Source organism: Pseudomonas azotoformans (assembly GCF_001579805.1).
GTDB classification, from domain to species: Bacteria; Pseudomonadota; Gammaproteobacteria; order Pseudomonadales; family Pseudomonadaceae; genus Aquipseudomonas; species Aquipseudomonas azotoformans_A.
This window is the reverse complement of sequence record NZ_CP014546.1, coordinates 289,291-306,226: the sequence shown is the minus strand read 5'-3', so window position 1 is coordinate 306,226 and position 16,936 is coordinate 289,291. Positions and strand designations below refer to the sequence as shown.

The 16,936-nt window shown below is 60.6% G+C and carries 16 protein-coding genes; 6 read left to right on the top strand and 10 right to left on the bottom strand.

Annotation, left to right across the window (positions count from 1 at the left end; genetic code table 11):
- Positions 1-79: 79 nt before the first annotated feature.
- Positions 80-1,969, bottom strand: a complete 1,890-nt coding sequence (locus tag AYR47_RS01470; protein ID WP_061434016.1) for a hypothetical protein — start codon at positions 1,967-1,969, stop codon at positions 80-82.
- 440 nt (positions 1,970-2,409) lie between these two features.
- Positions 2,410-3,198 (bottom strand): MlaA family lipoprotein, encoded by a 789-nt coding sequence (locus AYR47_RS01465; protein ID WP_061434014.1) that lies wholly within the window; start codon positions 3,196-3,198, stop codon positions 2,410-2,412.
- 164 nt (positions 3,199-3,362) lie between these two features.
- Here AYR47_RS01465 and AYR47_RS01460 point away from each other — a divergent pair, with 164 nt between their 5' ends.
- Positions 3,363-4,073, top strand: a complete 711-nt coding sequence (locus tag AYR47_RS01460; RefSeq protein WP_033896231.1) for a response regulator — start codon at positions 3,363-3,365, stop codon at positions 4,071-4,073.
- On the top strand, positions 4,070-5,389 hold the full coding sequence (locus AYR47_RS01455) for a sensor histidine kinase (protein ID WP_061434012.1): 1,320 nt from the start codon (positions 4,070-4,072) through the stop codon (positions 5,387-5,389). Before AYR47_RS01460 ends, AYR47_RS01455 begins: the two co-directional genes overlap by 4 nt.
- 11 nt (positions 5,390-5,400) lie before the next feature.
- On the opposite strand, the gene AYR47_RS01450 is transcribed toward AYR47_RS01455, so the two are convergent.
- The 3 genes from AYR47_RS01450 to AYR47_RS01440 all read right to left on the bottom strand — a co-directional run bounded on the left by AYR47_RS01450 (position 5,401) and on the right by AYR47_RS01440 (position 8,830).
- Positions 5,401-7,644, bottom strand: a complete 2,244-nt coding sequence (locus AYR47_RS01450) for an ATP-binding protein (RefSeq protein ID WP_061434010.1) — start codon at positions 7,642-7,644, stop codon at positions 5,401-5,403.
- Positions 7,641-8,255: a biliverdin-producing heme oxygenase gene (locus tag AYR47_RS01445; protein WP_061434009.1), complete on the bottom strand. Its 615-nt coding sequence runs from the start codon at positions 8,253-8,255 to the stop codon at positions 7,641-7,643. Before AYR47_RS01445 ends, AYR47_RS01450 begins: the two co-directional genes overlap by 4 nt.
- A gap of 194 nt (positions 8,256-8,449) precedes the next feature.
- Entirely contained in the window at positions 8,450-8,830 is a 381-nt protein-coding gene (locus AYR47_RS01440; protein WP_016979625.1) for a response regulator, read from the bottom strand.
- A gap of 200 nt (positions 8,831-9,030) precedes the next feature.
- Between AYR47_RS01440 and AYR47_RS01435 the strand changes: the two genes are divergently transcribed.
- Positions 9,031-9,408, top strand: coding sequence for a c-type cytochrome (locus AYR47_RS01435; protein WP_061434008.1), 378 nt, complete (start codon positions 9,031-9,033; stop codon positions 9,406-9,408).
- Here the strand turns inward: AYR47_RS01435 and AYR47_RS01430 are convergent, their stop codons facing one another.
- From AYR47_RS01430 to AYR47_RS01410, 5 genes are read right to left on the bottom strand one after another with little or no spacing between them, the layout of a single operon-like run.
- Entirely contained in the window at positions 9,409-11,430 is a 2,022-nt protein-coding gene (locus AYR47_RS01430) for an LTA synthase family protein (RefSeq protein ID WP_061434007.1), read from the bottom strand.
- A complete protein-coding gene (locus AYR47_RS01425) occupies positions 11,427-12,020 on the bottom strand; it encodes a hypothetical protein (protein ID WP_061434006.1) in 594 nt (197 codons plus the stop codon). The genes AYR47_RS01430 and AYR47_RS01425 overlap by 4 nt, the downstream gene beginning before the upstream one ends.
- Complete coding sequence (locus AYR47_RS01420; RefSeq protein ID WP_033896238.1) at positions 12,020-13,288, bottom strand: sialidase family protein; 1,269 nt, start codon at positions 13,286-13,288, stop codon at positions 12,020-12,022. The genes AYR47_RS01425 and AYR47_RS01420 overlap by 1 nt, the downstream gene beginning before the upstream one ends.
- Positions 13,289-13,310: 22 nt before the next feature.
- Complete coding sequence (locus tag AYR47_RS01415) at positions 13,311-13,856, bottom strand: cytochrome b/b6 domain-containing protein (protein ID WP_061434005.1); 546 nt, start codon at positions 13,854-13,856, stop codon at positions 13,311-13,313.
- On the bottom strand, positions 13,856-14,122 hold the full coding sequence (locus AYR47_RS01410; RefSeq protein ID WP_033896240.1) for a PepSY domain-containing protein: 267 nt from the start codon (positions 14,120-14,122) through the stop codon (positions 13,856-13,858). Before AYR47_RS01410 ends, AYR47_RS01415 begins: the two co-directional genes overlap by 1 nt.
- A gap of 147 nt (positions 14,123-14,269) precedes the next feature.
- Between AYR47_RS01410 and AYR47_RS01405 the strand changes: the two genes are divergently transcribed.
- The 3 genes from AYR47_RS01405 to AYR47_RS01395 all read left to right on the top strand — a co-directional run bounded on the left by AYR47_RS01405 (position 14,270) and on the right by AYR47_RS01395 (position 16,926).
- Positions 14,270-14,932 carry a response regulator gene (locus AYR47_RS01405; protein ID WP_033896241.1) on the top strand — a complete coding sequence of 221 codons (663 nt, stop codon included), beginning with the start codon at positions 14,270-14,272 and terminating at the stop codon, positions 14,930-14,932.
- Positions 14,929-16,284 (top strand): sensor histidine kinase, encoded by a 1,356-nt coding sequence (locus tag AYR47_RS01400; protein ID WP_061434003.1) that lies wholly within the window; start codon positions 14,929-14,931, stop codon positions 16,282-16,284. Before AYR47_RS01405 ends, AYR47_RS01400 begins: the two co-directional genes overlap by 4 nt.
- 69 nt (positions 16,285-16,353) lie before the next feature.
- Entirely contained in the window at positions 16,354-16,926 is a 573-nt protein-coding gene (locus AYR47_RS01395; RefSeq protein ID WP_061434002.1) for a hypothetical protein, read from the top strand.
- The last annotated feature ends 10 nt before the right edge of the window (positions 16,927-16,936 follow it).

Below are 16,936 nucleotides of genomic sequence, written 5' to 3'. Positions count from 1 at the left end.
GGCTGGGGCTACTGTACAACGGGGGCTGGAGGCTTTGAATAGGGCAGATGTACGGCTTACGATTGATGGCTATAGGCTATTAGTTTGGCGCCACCATCCTCGTCCGCACCTTCCCATCCGCGTTGTGCTGGTAAATCGCTTCAGGCTGACCTTGCTCATTGAAAAACACCTGGCCGATCCCCGCTGAATTCCATAACCGCTCACCGGCTTCGGCATGCTCAGGAATATGTGGCACCACCTGCATGGTGCGGCGGCGCGTGAACCAGTTGAGGGGCGAACGGGGCGAGTAGAGCCAGCGGTTGAGGCGGTCGAACCACTCCAGTAGTCGTGGTGGGAATTCGTTCTTGATACCGCTGCTGGTGATCTGCCAGAGCCTGGGGCGGGCGTTGCGATGGCGGATCAGCACTTCGTAGACGAACGAGTAGTGCACGTCACCGGAGAGGATCACGTAGTTACCTGGCGTGCGTGAGTGGCGGAAGATATTGAGGATCACCTGTGCAGCGCCGCGATGGGCCATCCAGTTTTCCGCATCCACCAGCAAGGGGTGGCCGCACCAGCTGAAGACTTTCTGTACCGTCTCGATCAGCTTGACGCCAAAGATCGGCGCGGGTGAGACGATGATGGCCGAGGGGTGGTCCAGCAGTTCCTGTTGAAGTTCGCTCAAGGCTTCCCAGTCCAGCAGGCCGGACGGTTGCTTGAGGGTGAACTCGCTGCGCCAACGACGGGTGCGGGTGTCGAGCACCACCAGGGCAGGGGTGGTAGGCAGTACGTAGTGCCAGCGTTGAAATTTCAGCAGTGTTTCGAGCAGTTCATCCTGCGCCGTGGCGTCGAGATGGTTGGCTTGGGGCTGAGCAGTGAGCGCTTGGGTTTGGTCGATCAGTTCACCAAACGCATCCGGCTGGTTGCCCCAGCCTTGGCATAGCAGGTAAGCCAGCAAAGCATTGCCAATGATGCGCTTGGAAAAGGGATGGCCGTAGGCGGTCTCTTCCCATTGGGCGCTGAGGTTCCAGTCATCGGTGATGTCGTGATCATCAAAGATCATCAAGGTGGACAGGTGGGCAAAGACCCGCGCGACGCCTGGCAGGCCGTCGCGGAATCGATCTATTTGTATTTGTTCGCGGGCGTAACGCTGCTGACGTTCTGTATTCAGATGCGGCGGTTGAGGCGTGATCAGCGTCCAGGGCGTTGGCGACCACACCAGCAAGTACATCGCGATGACTTCGGCAAAGGTCACTAGGTGGTTGTCGGCGGTGCTGCTGGTGAAGATCGGTTTTTTCACACCGCCAAAGAAGCGTTCGCGCAGGGTTTCGTTGCTGTCCAGCGCCGGCAGCAAGTCGGCGCGATGGTAGTAACTGGCGTGATGTTCATAGAGGCTGGCGCTGTCATCGATTACGGCGCCTTCCAGGTATTCGTCGAACAGGCCCAGGCGTGCGATCAATGCGTGAATCGCCCGCAACATCGGCCCGGCGACATCATCGGCGTAGACCTGGTCGCCACTCATCATCAGCAGGGCCGGGCGGTCGCTCGGGCGTTGGGCGTCGGCCAACAGGCGGTCTACACACAGCAGGCCCTCATCGGCGCTGTGGTGGGGTTTGCGGCATGAGCCATGGACCAATTGATGGATGCGGCTGTGTAAAACGAAACTTGGGAATTGGGCGTTGGCGTACAGCAGGTGCGGTGCCCAGTCGGCGATTCCGGTGTTGTCGAACAACAGGTCGTAGCTGATCGCCTCGTCCAGAGGCAGTGCGTTGTCCAGTGTCACATCGATCAGGTGGATAAAGGCATGGCGCCCCACGCGTACGACCTGGCAGTTGTCCAGGGGGACCTCGAGGGTTCGGGCAGGCAGATGCAGCTTCAACGTCAATTCGAGTGCTCGGCTCCCCACCAGCCACAGCACCAGGCGCCGAGGTTCGAGGCGTCGCAACAGTGGGCCGGCCAGTACTGCGGGCAGTGTGTCGGTGAGCGGCATGCAGGCAAGGTTTCCAGGCTGGATTGAACCGGCAAGATTAATCCAGTAAATGTCATGGTTTTGTTAAGGGAGAGTACGAAGGGCCGTGCACTGCCCTTCGCATGAGGCGGTTACAGCACTCGGGCCGCGACCCAGACTGTCCATCCCACAGCCGTTTCTGCGTCGGTCACTGTTCGTGGTGCGATCAGGGTCAGCGGCGTTCAGTTGTGTTTCGTCAATGCTGCGCTTCCTGCGCTGGGGCTCTGCATCATCCTGCTGCAGTGGGGGGTATTGAAAGTTGCCCAGTGAGTGATTGATTGCGCTAAGCATGGATGTTTCCTTCTATAGGAGTAGAGGATTACTTCGCCTTTCAGAGCGAAGTGAGACCAAACCTATAGAGGGTGAGAAAGACCGGCTATAAACGCGCTGCTGCAAGATATGACTGACGTTGGCGCCGTTTTTCAAAAGTCGTCAGAGACGCCATTCGCGCAACTGTCTAGACCGGGAGATGTAGCGCCTTGCTTGCCCTCCCGCACAAACGCCGCCCGATTTTCCGCTACCACATTACGCAACGCGCTGTAGTAATCCGGCAGCTTCTGCAGGCTGTCGGTAAGCGGCAAGAGCGATGCCCGTGTAGCGACCGTACCGCCGACCAGGCTGAGGGTGCCCAGGGTCTGTACCGTATCGCTGTCGCCCAGCGGCGAGACCAGGAAGCTCAAGACCTTGCCCGCTGCGTCCCGGCTGTTGCTGGTGCCCAGCAAGGGCAATTCGACAATGGGGCCGCTGCCCATGCCCCACACGCCGAATGTCTGGCCGAAGTCTGCTGTGTGGCGCGGGATGCCCAGGCGGTCTGACACGTCGAACAACCCCACCACGCCCACCGTCGTGTTCACTGCGAAACGCCCCAGGGTATTGACCGAACGTCGCGGGTTGCCTTGCAGCAGGTCGTTGATAAACACCTTCGGCTCGCTGAAGTTGCTCGCGAAGTTATGCACACCTTGCTGGAAAAAATCCGGCAGGTAACGGTAGCCGCGAGCCACGGGAGCCAGGGCGTAGTCGTCCACCGCACGGTTGAAGGCAAACACCCCACGGTTGACCGGTTCGGCCGGGTCATACACCGGGTAGTTCACCTGTGCACATTGCGTGGTGGGCGTTACGGGAGGCGGGCTCGCACAGCCCGTCAGGTAAGACACAGTCAACAACAGCACGGCCTGGCGGGCCAGATGCTGGGGGTACGTCGGCGAGCGCATGGGCACAGTCTCCGCAAAAGGGAGGCCGATGCTGGCATTGCGGGCTTGCGCAAAGATGTCTGGTTTATTGCGTCGTTGACGCTTTATTGCAGGGTTGAAATATATGACGGGCCGCGCCGAATGGTTTTAGATGACACCTTGTCCCAGCCCAGTGAAGACCGTCGGTGAGCAACCTGTTGATCGTGGACGATGACCTTGAAGTCCTCGCCCTGCTGAAGAAATTTTTCCTGCAACACGGCTATACGGTCGAGACCGTGGCCAGTGGCATCGAACTGTGGGCGGCCATGGAGCGCCAGCCCGCCGACCTGATCATCCTCGACCTGATGCTCCCCGGCGACAACGGCTTGCTGTTGTGCCAGCGCCTGCGGCAGCAATACGCCACGCCGGTGATCATGCTCACCGCCATGGGCGAACTCAGTGACCGTGTTGTGGGCCTGGAAATGGGCGCCGATGATTACCTGAGCAAGCCTTTCGACGCGCGAGAATTGCTGGCCCGAGTGCGTGCGGTGTTGCGCCGGGCGGGGGAGAGCCGGCCGCCCTTGGGCGATGCCGCGCGCCCGCTGATCCGTTTTGCCGGCTGGCAACTGGACCTCACGCGCCGCGAACTGCGTTCGCCCGACCAAGTGATGATCCCATTGTCGTCCGGCGAGTTTGACCTGCTGCTGGTGTTTGTCGAACACCCGCAACGGGTGCTCAGTCGCGAACAACTGCTGAACCTGGCGCGCGGCCACAGCCATGATGCATTCGACCGCAGCATCGACGTGCAAGTGAGCCGCCTGCGTCGCAAGCTGGAATTCGATACCAAGCGCCCGGCGATGATTCGCACGGTGCGCAACGGTGGCTACCAATTCACCGCCAGCGTGACCCGTTCATGAAGCTGCGTCCGCGCGACACCGTGGCGCGCTGGATCGCGCTGACCATCCTGATTGCGATGTTGACTGCGCTGGCGTTCAACGCTTTGTTCGTGCAACTGGCAGGGGTATGGGCCCGACCCCCACTGACCGAAATCGGGTTGTTGGAAAGGATCGCCGTGGTGGTGCGCGTGGTCGAGGCCTCCGAACCGTCGCAACGTTCACATTTGGCCCAAGCAGTCGGTGACGAAGGGTTCACGGTGACGTGGGCCGCCCAGCGCCAGGCCTTGGGGTTACCCGTTCTGGCCGACCCTGATTTTCGCTCGGGCGAGCAGGTGTTCAAGCACCTGCTTCAAGGGCCACCTCGTCCGATGGAGGCGTATGAACCGTCTGACTGGCCTGGCGGCAACGGCCGCTATGCGCTGCTGGTGCGACTGGCCGACCAATCCTGGCTGATGTTCAGCGCGCCATCGCGCAGTTGGGGGCTGGACGATGGTGCACGTAGCCTGATCGTGGTGCTGCTGGTGCTGATCTCGACCGCGCTGGTCACCCTGGTCGCGACCCGTCGCCTGGCCCGACCTCTGCAGCACTTCACTCAGGGCGCGCGGCGCTTTGGTGCCGACTTTCGGGCGCCGCCCATCGAGCCGGTCGGCCCGCACGAAATCCGCCAGGCGATCCTCGCCTTCAACAGCATGCAAGCGCAACTACGGCATTTCATCCAGGACCGCACCCAAATGCTCGCCGCCATTTCCCACGACTTGCGTGCGCCGCTGACCCGGCTGCGTCTGCGCGGTGAGTTCATCGAGGACGCCGATCAACAGCAAAAGCTGTTTCGCGACGTGGACGAAATGCAGGCCATGATCAACACCGCTCTGGAGTTTTTCCGCGATGACGCCCGGCTGGAACAAGCCACCCAACTGGACCTGGCGGAGTTACTGCAAACCCTGATCGACGACTACCGTGACCAAGCCATCGAACTGACCTTTTGCGGCCCGCCGCGCCTGGTGTATTTCGGCCGTCCGCTGGGCCTCAAACGCGTGATGACTAACCTGATGGACAACGCGATTCACTACGGCACCGCGCCGCAGATCGAGTTGCAGCAGAAGAATGGAGAGGTGGTGGTTCGAGTACTGGATCGCGGGCCAGGCATTCCCGTTGAGCATCGTGAGCAGGTGTTCCTGCCGTTCTATCGCCTTGAAGGGTCACGCAACAAAAGCACGGGCGGTGTTGGCTTGGGGCTCTCTACCGCTCGGGCGATTGTGCTGGAACATGGCGGCACCTTGACCCTGGCCGAGCGCCAGGGTGGAGGGTTGGAGGTGGTGGTGGTGTTACCTGTTTAGCCCAAGGTCCGTCAGGTATGCGAGTCGTCAATCACCTTCGGCACCGTAAATCGAAACTCGCTGCCACGGCCCACTTCACTTTCGGCAACAATCTTGCCGCCATGGGCCTGGACGATGCCTTGCGTGATGTACAGCCCTAGCCCGCTGCCGGTCGGGTTATTTTCCGCCTGTGTCCAGTAGCGGTCGAACACATGGGGCAGCTGTTCCGGCGCAATACCTTCGCCGGAATCGCGCACCGAGAACACGATTTCTTCGCCATTGCTCATGGCGCTGATCCCGATGTTGCCCTGGCGCGGAGTGAACTTGATGGCGTTGCCAATCAGGTTCGACAGCACCTGGAACAGGCGCTCCGGGTCGGCATTGATCTGCAGGCCCGGCTCGGTGTTGAACGACAGATCAATGCCTTTCTCCATCGCCAGGGGCGCCAGCAACGAGTAGGCCTCATCGAAAATCTGGCTCACATCCAGTATCACCGGCCGCACCACATAGCGCCCGGCCTCGATTTTCGAGGTGTCGAGCAAGTCTTCCAGCAGCACGTTCATGCGCCCGGCGGCCTGTTGCATGGTGTCGATGGCCGAGGAAATCCGCCGCGAAGTGTGTGGGCCATCGGAGCTGAAGGCCTTCTGCATCATGCCGCACAGCATGGAGATCACCGTCATCGGGTTGCGCAGGTCGTGGGACACCACCGCCACCAGCTCATCGCGGGCGCGCACCGCTTGTTGCTCGCGCAGCACCTGGCGAGCCAGGTCGTTTTCCAGGGCCGAGCGGCGCAGATCGTTGGCGGCAAAATGATCGCCATGGCTCCACTTGGTGGAGATGCCGGCCATTTCCACTTTCCAGATTTCAAACGAGGTGCGTGGGCGAAGGCGCAGGCCGGCGTCGGAGTTTTCCAGGTCCAGCGGTTTTTTCGGGTCGCCGCTCCAGTTGATGTTCTCTTTCACTTCCGGGCGGAACCACAGCACGCCGTTATCCACAGGCTTGGGCAGACTCATCGCCAGCACGCCACTGGCTACCTGTTGGAACTCGACGGCCGGCGGGTACACCGACGACAGGTTATGGCTGGAGAACACCGGCTCGCCACCTTCTTGCAGCCACTTGTGCAAGGCACGGATCTGCGCCGGCTCCGGGCAGTTACCGTAGCGGTGCAGTTGCTTGTCTTCGATGATCGCCACACCGCCGGACAGGGTCAGGTCCATCAGTAACTGACCTTGCTGTGCCAGCCCGTCGAACACGTTTTCTTCCGAGCGCTTCATCGCCTGGTCGAGCAAGGCCAGGGCCTCGACTTTCTCTTCACGCTGACGGCTCAGGTCCAGGGCTTCCATGGCGCTGATCTGCAGCGACAGCACCTGGCCGATGGTTTGGCAGGCTGTGCGCAGGTCATTGGGCACCAGCAACGGCTCACGGTTGCCGCAGCTGATCAGGCCCCACAGTTTGTCGCCCTTCATCAGCGAGATACTCATGGACGACAACACACCCATGTTCTGCATGTACTGGCAATGAATCGGCGACACGCTGCGCAGGGTGGCGAAGCTCAAGTCCAACGGCTGGCCGGTGTCCGGGCGCAGCTTGGGCAGCAGAGGCACAGGCTCGTAGGCCGCGTTCGGGATGATGCGTAGCCAATTGGTGCGATACAGCTCACGGGCTTGCTCCGGGATGTCGGACGCGGGGAAGAACAACCCGTTGAACAGTTCCATAGACGGTGCCGACGCTTCGGCGATCACTTGGCCATGGCCTTCGTCTTCGAAGCGGTAGATGAGTACCCGGTCGTACCCGGTCATGGCCTGGATTTCATTCACGCTGATTTCGTACAGTGCTTGCAGGGTTTTCGCCGACTGCAAGCGCTGCAGCATTTTGCCCAGGTCACTGGTGCGACCATTCAGCGCCCGTGGGCGGAAGTCTTTGAGTAGCGGCTCGAACTCCAGTACCAGCACCTGTTGATGGCGATGCAACAGGCCTTCGAATTCCGCGCCGTTAAACGTGACGTGCAAGGGTGGCGCATCAAAAAACGTATTGTTTTGCGCCATGTCGGCAACCGCCTTGGCGTGCTCTGCACCTACCAGCGTGTGCAGTGGCTGGCCCAGCAATGCCTCGGCGGTATGGCCGAACAAAGTGGCGACGTTAGCGCTGACCTGGATGATGTTCAGGTCCGGCTCCGACAACGTCAGCAGCACGCCGTGGGGCTGGATGGCGCCGGGGAAACGGATGGGCTCGTCGGCACAGTTGGCAAGCAGCTCTTCAAAATCTTCGGGTTTCATAGCAGTACCTCCTGGCTGTCGAGCCATTGCTCAAAGCAGCTGAATGTTGATCGGGCAGCGTCCACTGCGCGCCGTTTGGCTGGCGCGTCGAGTGGCTGGTTGCCCAGGTAATCAAGAAAGTCTTTCCAGCGTCGGCCGGTCTCTACCCCGTAGATATTGAGAAACGCACCGCCGTTGTCGGCATTCACGTTCAGGCGCTGGTCCATTTCCCGGCGCAGTACTTGGCCGCCCAGGGTCGCGCCTTCGAGTACATACAAGGCGCCCAGGCAGGCAGCGGGGGTGTCGAACGTGGGGAGTTCAAGGCAACGGGGCAGGGTGTCGACAGCTCGGTCATCCAGGCCCAAGGCATTGAGATCACTGACCAGCGTCGGCGTTTTCACACGCAACGCGCAGTCGTAGCCGTCAGGAATCAAGCCACTGTCGTACAGTGCTGACTCGACTGGACCATAAAAACCGTAATACGCCTGGAGCAGGCGCCGATACCAGCCTGCATCCAGGCGTTCGGTGAAAAACGGCAGGCGCTTTTCCAGCGCCACATGCAACAGGGCCGTGCCTGTGCGCAACGCTTCCAGCAATGAGGGCGCACCAACGTCATGGGCCTGTGAATGCATTCAATGAGCTCGAACTGTGGGCCTCTCGGCCATGAATGACGCGTGGAAATGGGCGACGATTCTACACACCTCAAAGCCTTATTCTGTACGCACAAGGCGAAAAGGCTGACCAGCGGATCAGAAAAGTCGCTCCTTGCTCATTAATGACCGCAGCGTTTGCCCTGAAGTTCGGTATAAATGATGTCGTGACGCTATCAATGCATGGACGACCCCTGTTGGGTCAGCGCCGTTTGCACACACTCCAGCAAAATCTCGGCACTCCACGGTTTGGGTAAAAACCGTACGGAGCCTCCCAACTGAGCCGCCAGTTTGGTGTTACCGGAGGTGAGCAGCACCGGCACGGTTGGCCAACGATGGGCCACTACCCGGCTCAAGTCATAACCATTGAGCAACCCCGGCATCTGGATATCACTGACAATCAAGTCCACCGGGTCATCGCCCCGTTCCAGGTAAATCATCCCTTCATCCGCCGAAGGAAACGACGTCACCAGCGCGCCGAAATCCTCCAGTACATCCACCATTAACGATCGAATGATCTCGTCGTCTTCCAACACTAAAATCGATGGCTGAGCCATGATCCTTACTCCACCATCAGGGTTCATTAAGGTGGAGTAGAACACGTCTATATAGGTTCGATTGGATATCTATGGGGCGATGGATGGTCGTTTCAGAGGTGCTATCCGGTAAAGTGCAGGGCTCGCTTCTACGTGCTCAAGGATTGATATGTTTATCCGCGACCCTTTGGTTCCAGAACTGATCTAGAAATGGAGTCCCCATGAAGTACCGTGCTTTGATGACCCTCGCCCTGATCCTCACCACAAGCCCCGCCTTCGCCGCCGGCGACGTCGAGGCGGGCGGCAAGCTCTTCACCAAGACCTGCGGCGGTTGCCACAGCATCGGCGAAGGTGCGCGAGGTGGGTTCGGGCCGGAGCTCAACGGCATCATCGGAAGGCCCGCCGGGACCACCACGGACTATCAGTACTCCGACGCGATGAAAAACTCCGGCGTGGTCTGGACCCGGGACAAACTTGCCGCCTACATCGAGGCACCGAAGAAGGTGGTGAGTGGCACGCGGATGATCTTCTGGGGCATCAGTGATCAGGAGAAAATCGAAAACATCCTGGCCTATCTGGAAACCTTTCAACCCAAATGATCACTCGCGCACGTTTCTGAACAGCATCATCCGCGCACTCTCATGCAGCCCTCGGGTCAGCCCCTGCAAGCGCTGAAACTCTTCAGGGTGTTGTTCGGCCACGTCGTCTCGCGGGGTTTGCGACGCCAGGTCATGCAATGTCGGTGAACTACCGTCGTGCTGCATCTGCAACAGGAAGTCCTTCGTCACGCCGCCAATGATCGGGAAAGTCCCTTCGCGCAACACCAGCGGTACCACGCGTTCGCCCTCAGGCGCGGGCTGCTGGATGTCGCGTCCCATCGCGCCGTTGCGAAACGGCATACCGGCCATGCCCGCCACGGTGGGCAGCAGGTCGGCCAGGCCCACAGCTTCTTCAATCACCCGAGGTTCCAGGCCGGGGGCGTGGATCAGCAGCGGTACGTTGTTACTCTCCAAACCCAGTTGCTCGAACGCCGGCGCCATGTGCGGGATCTGGCTGATGCGCGTGTTGTGGTCACCAAAGAACACAAAGATGCTGTTGTCATACCAGCCGCCGGCCTTGGCGATGTCCATCAGGCGACCGATGTTGTAGTCCAACAGGCGTACCGCGTTGTACTGCTCGACGCTGCGCGAACCGGCGGCCTGGACCTGTTCCAGGGTCACGTCCTTTATCTGGAAACCATCGTTCTGCTTGGGAATGGTGAACGGGCGATGGTTGCCGGAGGTTTGCAGGTAGGCGAAGAACGGCTGGTCCTTGGGCACGGCGCGCAGCAAGTGGTCGCCTTCCTTGAACAGGTCCAGGTCGGAAATGCCCCACACGTCCACCCGTGGTGAACGCCAGTGGCTTTCGTCATACAACTGCACACCGTCGATGCTCTGGCGGATCAGTGCATTGATGTTCGCCCAGCCGGCGTTGCCGCCGATCATGTAGAACTTCTGGTAACCCTCGAACGCGTTGATCAGCGTGTGCTGCCGGGTGATCAGCGGGTTGCGCGTGGCGGTTTCCTGGCGTGTCACGTCCGGCACGCCGCTGATGCTCGCCCACACGGTCTTGGCGGTGCCGGTGACGGGTACGTAGAAGTGTTTGAAGAACCAGCTCTGGCTGGCGAGTTTGTCCAGGTTTGGCGTGGGGTTCAGCGGGTTGCCGTAGGCACCGACGGCGCTGGTGCCGAGGGATTCGAGCATCACGAAAACCACGTTGGGCGGCCGCTCACCGGTCAGTCGGTAGGGTTGCACGCCTTGTTCACGGATAAAGTTCAGTTGCTGCGCGTCGGGCTGATCAACTCCCAGGTAGCGGGCGATTTGCGGGTAATGCTCGCGCACTTGGGTTTCATCGAATTGCGACTGGCCGACCTTGAGCGTGTCGTACAGGAACAGCATCGGGTTCAGGCCCACGGCGGCCACCTGGCTATTGCCGGAGAAGAACGCATCGCTCCAGCGCAGGGGCACCGGGTTTTCCAGGTTCAAGTTGGCGACGCGGCCGAGCAGGGCCAGCAGCACCGCGACAATACCGATCACCGAGACCGATGCCAGGGTCCATTTTCCGATGACGGTGTTGGGGCGATCCAGGGTCAGGCGCTCCAGGCACACCAGCGCCCACACCCACAGCGCCACTGCCGCCAGCCAGCAAGCGGTAATCCACAGCACCGGGTAGGTTTCCCACACCATCTGTTGAGATATCTGTGCGTCTTGCAGGTAACGCAGCACCGTCGCGTTGATGCGTACGCCGAGGTAGGCGTAATGGCCGAAGTCGATGATGTAGACGAGGCCCACCAGGGCCAGTGCGACCACCAGATACCCGCGAGCCAGCCAGCGCAGAGCGGGTTGGGTCATGAGGTTCCAGCGTGGCAGCCAGGCCAGGAGCGCCAGCGGCAGCAGGATCAACACCGCCAGGCGCAGGTCGAAGCGCAGGCCGATGCCCAGGGTTTCCAAGAGTTGCGGGGTGTTGAATGCCAGGCCGGAAAAGCCCACTACAAATACCAGGCGCAACGCCGCCAGCAACACAAACACCAACCCGATCGCGCCCACGCCGTAGCGCAGGCGGCGTGATTGCAACGCACTCATCGTTGACCTCTCTGCCATTTCAAAAAGACCGCGCTGGCCAGCAACCCCACGGTGGCGATCAGGCAGTAAACCGTCAGCAGCGGATCCACCAGATAGTCCCAATAGTTTTCCGACGCCTTGAGCCGCAGCGCGAACGCCAGCGTGCCCAGCGCCAACATCCATACCGCCAGCGCATTACGCAGCCACAGCATCACCAGCGCCGCAACCGCCACCAGCACAATCATCGGACGAGGGTTGAACCCCCAGCGATACGGGTCGAAATACGTCAGCCCCAACGTGGCCGGGTACAGCGCCAGGCTCAGCAGCCCGAACACTACCAGCATCTGCACCTGATGGCGGCGATTGAGTGCCTGCACCAAGCCCAGTCGGCACAACCCCACCCACGCCAAAAACACCAAGGTGCTGATCGCCAGGTCATCGGTAAAGCTGCGCACATACGCCGCCAGCGGCAGTTGGTTGATCGGGATGAAACTCACGGCCACCAGCACCGGCAGCAACCACGGCCGCCACGGAGCGGTAAAGCGCAGCGCGCACAACGCCACAAACCCCAGCAATACAAAACTCAAATGGGCCTGCCACACCGAAACCATCACAGACGCTCCGCCAGCCAGGCTTCGTTGAAGCTGACATGTTTGATAAAGGTGTTATTCCACGAGTAAACCAAGTGGTACGTACCGTCTGGGCTACGGCTGAAATACGGGTATTCGTATTCGAAATCGCAGCCGACGGGTTTGCACACGCGGTAGTCCAGGCTGCTGAGAAAGCGTTGTTCCAGGGGCAGGCGTTTCGCGCCGCTGGAGGCGCGGAAACCTTCACCGATGATTGCCTTGTAGGCCTCGGGGGAGAAGGGCTGGCCCAGCGGGTCCGGCGATTGGTCCAACTGCACCACGGTGCGCCACTGGCTGAGCTGGGCGTCGGTGCCGTAAAGGCTGAGTTTGAAGCGGCCGTCTTGCAGGTCGTTGAGTGCCACCAGCAATCCGTCATCTTGCGTGCCCACGGCGGCCAACGACGAATTGGGGTTGGCCGGCTCCAGTGGGTACGGTTCGCTCCAGGTTTTGCCGGCATCAACGGTGCGGCTGGCCAATACGCGGTGATGGGTGTCGCCCGCGTAACGCAACATCGCCACGGCGCGTTGGCCGTCCAGCGGCACGATGGTCGGTTGCAGGGAATGCTTGCCGCGGCTGATGCGGAATTTATCGATCACCGCCCCGTCGGCGCTCAAGTACAGGTACTCGGCAAACTTGCCCATGAATTCGTGATACACCGGCAGGCCGATGGAGCCGTCGGCATGAAACACCGGCGCGGCGCGTACCAGGGTGCTGATATTGAAAAACGGCGAGGTCACCAATTGCCTCGGTGCTGACCAGGTGGCGCCAAGGTCATCCGACACCATCACATTGATCGCACTGGCCGCCCAGCCACCGACGGACACCGACACGTAAAACATCCACAGGCGTTTATCCGGCGCCAGCGCAATCACCGGGTTGCCGAGCTTGCGGATATAACGCTGGGTGCCGTCGCGAGTGCTTTCCCTCGTCGCCAGTACTTGCTCGGCGCCCCATTCGCCGCTGCTGGCATCGAAGCGTGCGGTGCGCACCTGCACATCGGCGGCGCCTTCGCGCGAACCGGCAAACCACACCGCCATCAAGTCGCCGCCGGGCAGGGCGGTGACGGACGAAGAGTGCACAAAATCCGTGAGTTGGGTGGACACAAACCGGCTGGTGTAGTGCGGGGCCGCCGCCACTTTCGCGGTATTCGGGTTCGCCTGGGCAAATGGCGCCAACACATGGGGCGGATGGCTTTGCCAGGCGGCAAAAAACACCGCCAACAGGCTGCAAATCAATAAGGCGGAGCGCATAGGAGACCTGTGGATAAAAGGATTACGGCGCACGTTCATCCGGCAGGCGCTTCCTGCGACCGGTGAGCATGGATAACGGCAGGTTGTCGCGCACCTGGACACTTTCAAACAGCGCGGCCAGTACGTGGAGACACACCAGGCCCAGCAGCGCATTGGCGGCGGTTTCATGGATTTGCAGCGGCCAGTCGGCGCCCCACAGGGCGTCGACTTCCTGCATCAGGAAACCGCTGAATCCGATGGTGACCAGTGCCAGCAACATCAACAGCATCACCAGCGCGCCGATCGGCGAGTGGCCCAGGCGATGCTGCGGCCGGCCATTGAGCAGTGAGCGCACGTGGGCATTCAGGCGTTTGGGAGTCGGCCAGAAATCCGCCCAACGCGCACTGCGTGGTCCGACAAATCCCCACACCAAACGCACCAGCAGCCAGGCCATGGCGTAATAGCCCAGCCAGACATGCCAGTCGTCGCCTGCTTCGTTAAAGAAGTAATTGGCGACAAAGACCCCGGCGATAGACAGATGAAACAGCCTCACCAACGGGTCCCACAGGCGCAGGGATTCGCCTGGCATCAGCCTTTGATCTCAGTCTTTACGGCTTTGCCGGTGACGGGGTCGTGGTAGATCTCGACCTTGCGCTTGTCCTTGTCGAAGCCGTAGATCTCGTAGCAGTTGCCGTCGGTGACCTTGAACTTGCTGATGGTATAGCCTTCGGCCTTGAGCTTGTCCTGGAAGGCTTTTTCGTCTTGCCATTGCGAGCGCTCGGCGGTGGTGCACTGCGGGCCGGCAATGGCCAGTGGGCTGGCGAGAATCAGGGACAACAGGAGAATTTTGCGCATGGAAAAGCTCTCAGCAGATGTGGGAGGTTTCACAGTGCAAAACCAACCTTAGTGCAACCTTAGTTGGCAACGAGCCGTAACATCTTTGTAGGAATTTTCCTGGCCATAACCCGGCATGATGCCGCCGTTTCCCACAGAGATTTCGTGATGCGCCTACTCCTTGTCGAAGATGACCGCGCCCTCGGCCAAGGGATTCGCGTGGCCTTGGCGGCCGAAGGCTATACCCTCGATTGGCTGCACGACGGCGTCGCTGCCTTGCATGCGTTGCGTACGGAAGCCTTCGATTTGCTGCTGCTTGATCTGGGTCTGCCACGTCTTGATGGTCTCGACCTGTTGCAGCAACTGCGCGCCGAGCAGCATGACCTGCCGGTGCTGATCCTCACCGCCCGCGACGGCACCGCGGAACGCATCGCTGGCCTGGACGCGGGTGCTGACGACTATCTGGTCAAACCTTTCGACGTCGAGGAACTCAAGGCTCGCGTGCGTGCGCTGTTGCGCCGCAGCCAGGGCCGCGCGCAACCGATGCTGGAGCACGCCGGCATCAGCCTCGACCCGGCGACCCAGCAAGTGCGTTTTCAGGATGGGGAAATCATCGTGACGCCGATGGAGTACCAACTGTTGCATCAACTGATGGTGCGCCCCGGCAAAGTCGTGACCCGCGAGCGCTTGTCCCGTGCGCTGTACGGCTGGCAGGACCGGGTCGAGAGCAACACCTTGGAAGTGCTGATCCACAACCTGCGCAAAAAGTTATCCACCGAGCTGATCCGCACCGTGCGTGGTGTTGGCTATGTGCTGGTGCTCACGCCATGAGCTCGGTGCGTGGGCGCATCCTTATTCCGGTGCTGGTGCTGATCCTGTTGGGCGATGCCCTGATCAGTTGGCTGGTATTACGCGACAGCCACCACGAAATCGAAGAAGTCTACGACGCCCAACTCGCCCAAAGCGCCCGCCTGCTGCAAGGTGTACTGCGCCAACGCGACCCCGGCGACGCCGATTGGGACCGGCTGCATGAGGCGTTTGACCAGGCCATGAGCCGTGTGGGAGAGGAGGGCGTTGCCCATCCTTATGAAACACGCCTGACTTTCCAGATATGGCGTACGGACGGCCAACTGTTGGTGCGCTCCGCTGAAGCACCAATCCTCAGTGTGCCGCCTGCGACGCTCGGCTCCCATGACCTGATGGACAATGGCCACGACTGGTGCGCTTTCCTTCTCGCCGATCCGCAGCAAGGCGTGCTGATTTGGGTGGGCGAGCGCGATGACATTCGCCAGGACGTGATCCAGCGCATCATGCGTCACACCCTCTGGCCCACGTTGATTGGCGTGCCGCTGCTGACACTGTTGATCTGGCTGGTCATCGGCTGGGGCCTCAAGCCCTTGCGCGCCATGGCCCTGTCGATTCGCGGGCGTAACACCGACACTCTGCAGCCGCTGCACCTCAAACCTTTGCCCAACGACCTGGAGCCGATGCAGACCGCGTTGAACCGATTGCTGGTCCAAGTAGATGATTTACTCGGGCGTGAACGCCGCTTCATCGCGGACGCCGCCCATGAATTGCGCACGCCCTTGGCGATTTTGCGCATCCATGCACAGAACGCCCAAAGCGCCGAGACACCCGAGCAACGCCGCGAGGCCTTGGACTTTTTGGTCAACGGCGTCGACCGCGCCACGCGCATCGGCAGTCAGTTGCTGACCATGGCCCGTATCGAACCGCAACTGAACAACCCTAAGTGCATCCCTGTGCAACTCACCGAGCTGGTGCGCGAAGAACTGGCGGAATTGACCCCGCTGGCCATGGAAAAAGGCGTGGAACTGGTACTCGAAGGCAATCAAGAATGTTGGGTCGAGACCGAACCGGTGGCCTTGGCCATTGCGCTGCAAAACCTGGTGACCAATGCCCTCAACTTCTCCCCGGCGGGCAGCGAAGTGAAAGTGGTGATTGGCGCCAACGGCCTCAGTGTGGAAGACCAGGGGCCGGGCATTGACGAGGCAGAAATGGGGCGCCTGTTCGAACGCTTCTACAGTCGAGGCAATGCCAATGGCGCGGGGCTGGGCTTGGCGATTGTCGAAATGATCGTGGGTAAGATCGGCTGTCGGTTGGCGCTGCATAACCGGGAGCAAGGTGGGTTGCGCGCGCAGTTGGTGTTTAACGAATCGGCATAGGTGGAGGAACATTCTGTTTAAACGCGGGTCCAGTCATTACTCACTCTCACCCCGATAAGGACATCCCCCGTGAAGCGAATCGCGCTGCTCTCCATCGCCTTGGCCCTGGGCGCCTGCCAATCCAATCAACGCGACTCGTCGCCCAGCCTGTTCAAGGACGGCATTCAACTGCGCCAGAAAACCGTGGCCGTGGATGCGGAGCACGCCAAGGTCATCATGAAGGCCACCGGCGGCACCAACCCCGTCGAATTCGCCATCCGCCGCGAAGGCGACCCCGACCAACGCCTGGAAACCCTCGGCACTGTGATGGATACCGGTGAAGGGAAAGTCTTCAACTGGATTGCCAAGGTCAACCAGACGGTGGCGAGTGCGGGGTTCAAGCGGTTTCCACAATTGGAGATTCAGGCGGACCCTGGCAAGAAACTCACCGTGTCCAGCTCGGCGAGAAGCCAGGGCAATGGGGTTTACTACAGCTGCGGGCCGGTGATGAACACGTTCAGCCCGGAAAAGGCCAAGGTGTATTTGGTGGAGTTCCAGTTCCGGCTCAACCGTGCGGCGTGTGCGCTGCAGGTGTTTGATATTACGGATCCGGAGAATCGGGTGTTGGTTGGGGGGGCGGGGAGTGAGGTGAAGGAGGGGTAAGGGGCGAGGG

Bases quoted from the DNA above. Each gene is read 5' to 3' on its own strand.
- AYR47_RS01470 (WP_061434016.1), bottom strand. From the start codon at position 1,969: ATGCCGCTCACCGACACACTGCCCGCAGTACTGGCCGGCCCACTGTTG.
- AYR47_RS01465 (WP_061434014.1), bottom strand. From the start codon at position 3,198: ATGCGCTCGCCGACGTACCCCCAGCATCTGGCCCGCCAGGCCGTGCTG.
- AYR47_RS01455 (WP_061434012.1), top strand. From the start codon at position 4,070: ATGAAGCTGCGTCCGCGCGACACCGTGGCGCGCTGGATCGCGCTGACC.
- AYR47_RS01450 (WP_061434010.1), bottom strand. From the start codon at position 7,644: ATGAAACCCGAAGATTTTGAAGAGCTGCTTGCCAACTGTGCCGACGAG.
- AYR47_RS01445 (WP_061434009.1), bottom strand. From the start codon at position 8,255: ATGCATTCACAGGCCCATGACGTTGGTGCGCCCTCATTGCTGGAAGCG.
- AYR47_RS01440 (WP_016979625.1), bottom strand. From the start codon at position 8,830: ATGGCTCAGCCATCGATTTTAGTGTTGGAAGACGACGAGATCATTCGA.
- AYR47_RS01435 (WP_061434008.1), top strand. From the start codon at position 9,031: ATGAAGTACCGTGCTTTGATGACCCTCGCCCTGATCCTCACCACAAGC.
- AYR47_RS01430 (WP_061434007.1), bottom strand. From the start codon at position 11,430: ATGAGTGCGTTGCAATCACGCCGCCTGCGCTACGGCGTGGGCGCGATC.
- AYR47_RS01425 (WP_061434006.1), bottom strand. From the start codon at position 12,020: ATGGTTTCGGTGTGGCAGGCCCATTTGAGTTTTGTATTGCTGGGGTTT.
- AYR47_RS01420 (WP_033896238.1), bottom strand. From the start codon at position 13,288: ATGCGCTCCGCCTTATTGATTTGCAGCCTGTTGGCGGTGTTTTTTGCC.
- AYR47_RS01415 (WP_061434005.1), bottom strand. From the start codon at position 13,856: ATGCCAGGCGAATCCCTGCGCCTGTGGGACCCGTTGGTGAGGCTGTTT.
- AYR47_RS01410 (WP_033896240.1), bottom strand. From the start codon at position 14,122: ATGCGCAAAATTCTCCTGTTGTCCCTGATTCTCGCCAGCCCACTGGCC.
- AYR47_RS01405 (WP_033896241.1), top strand. From the start codon at position 14,270: ATGCGCCTACTCCTTGTCGAAGATGACCGCGCCCTCGGCCAAGGGATT.
- AYR47_RS01400 (WP_061434003.1), top strand. From the start codon at position 14,929: ATGAGCTCGGTGCGTGGGCGCATCCTTATTCCGGTGCTGGTGCTGATC.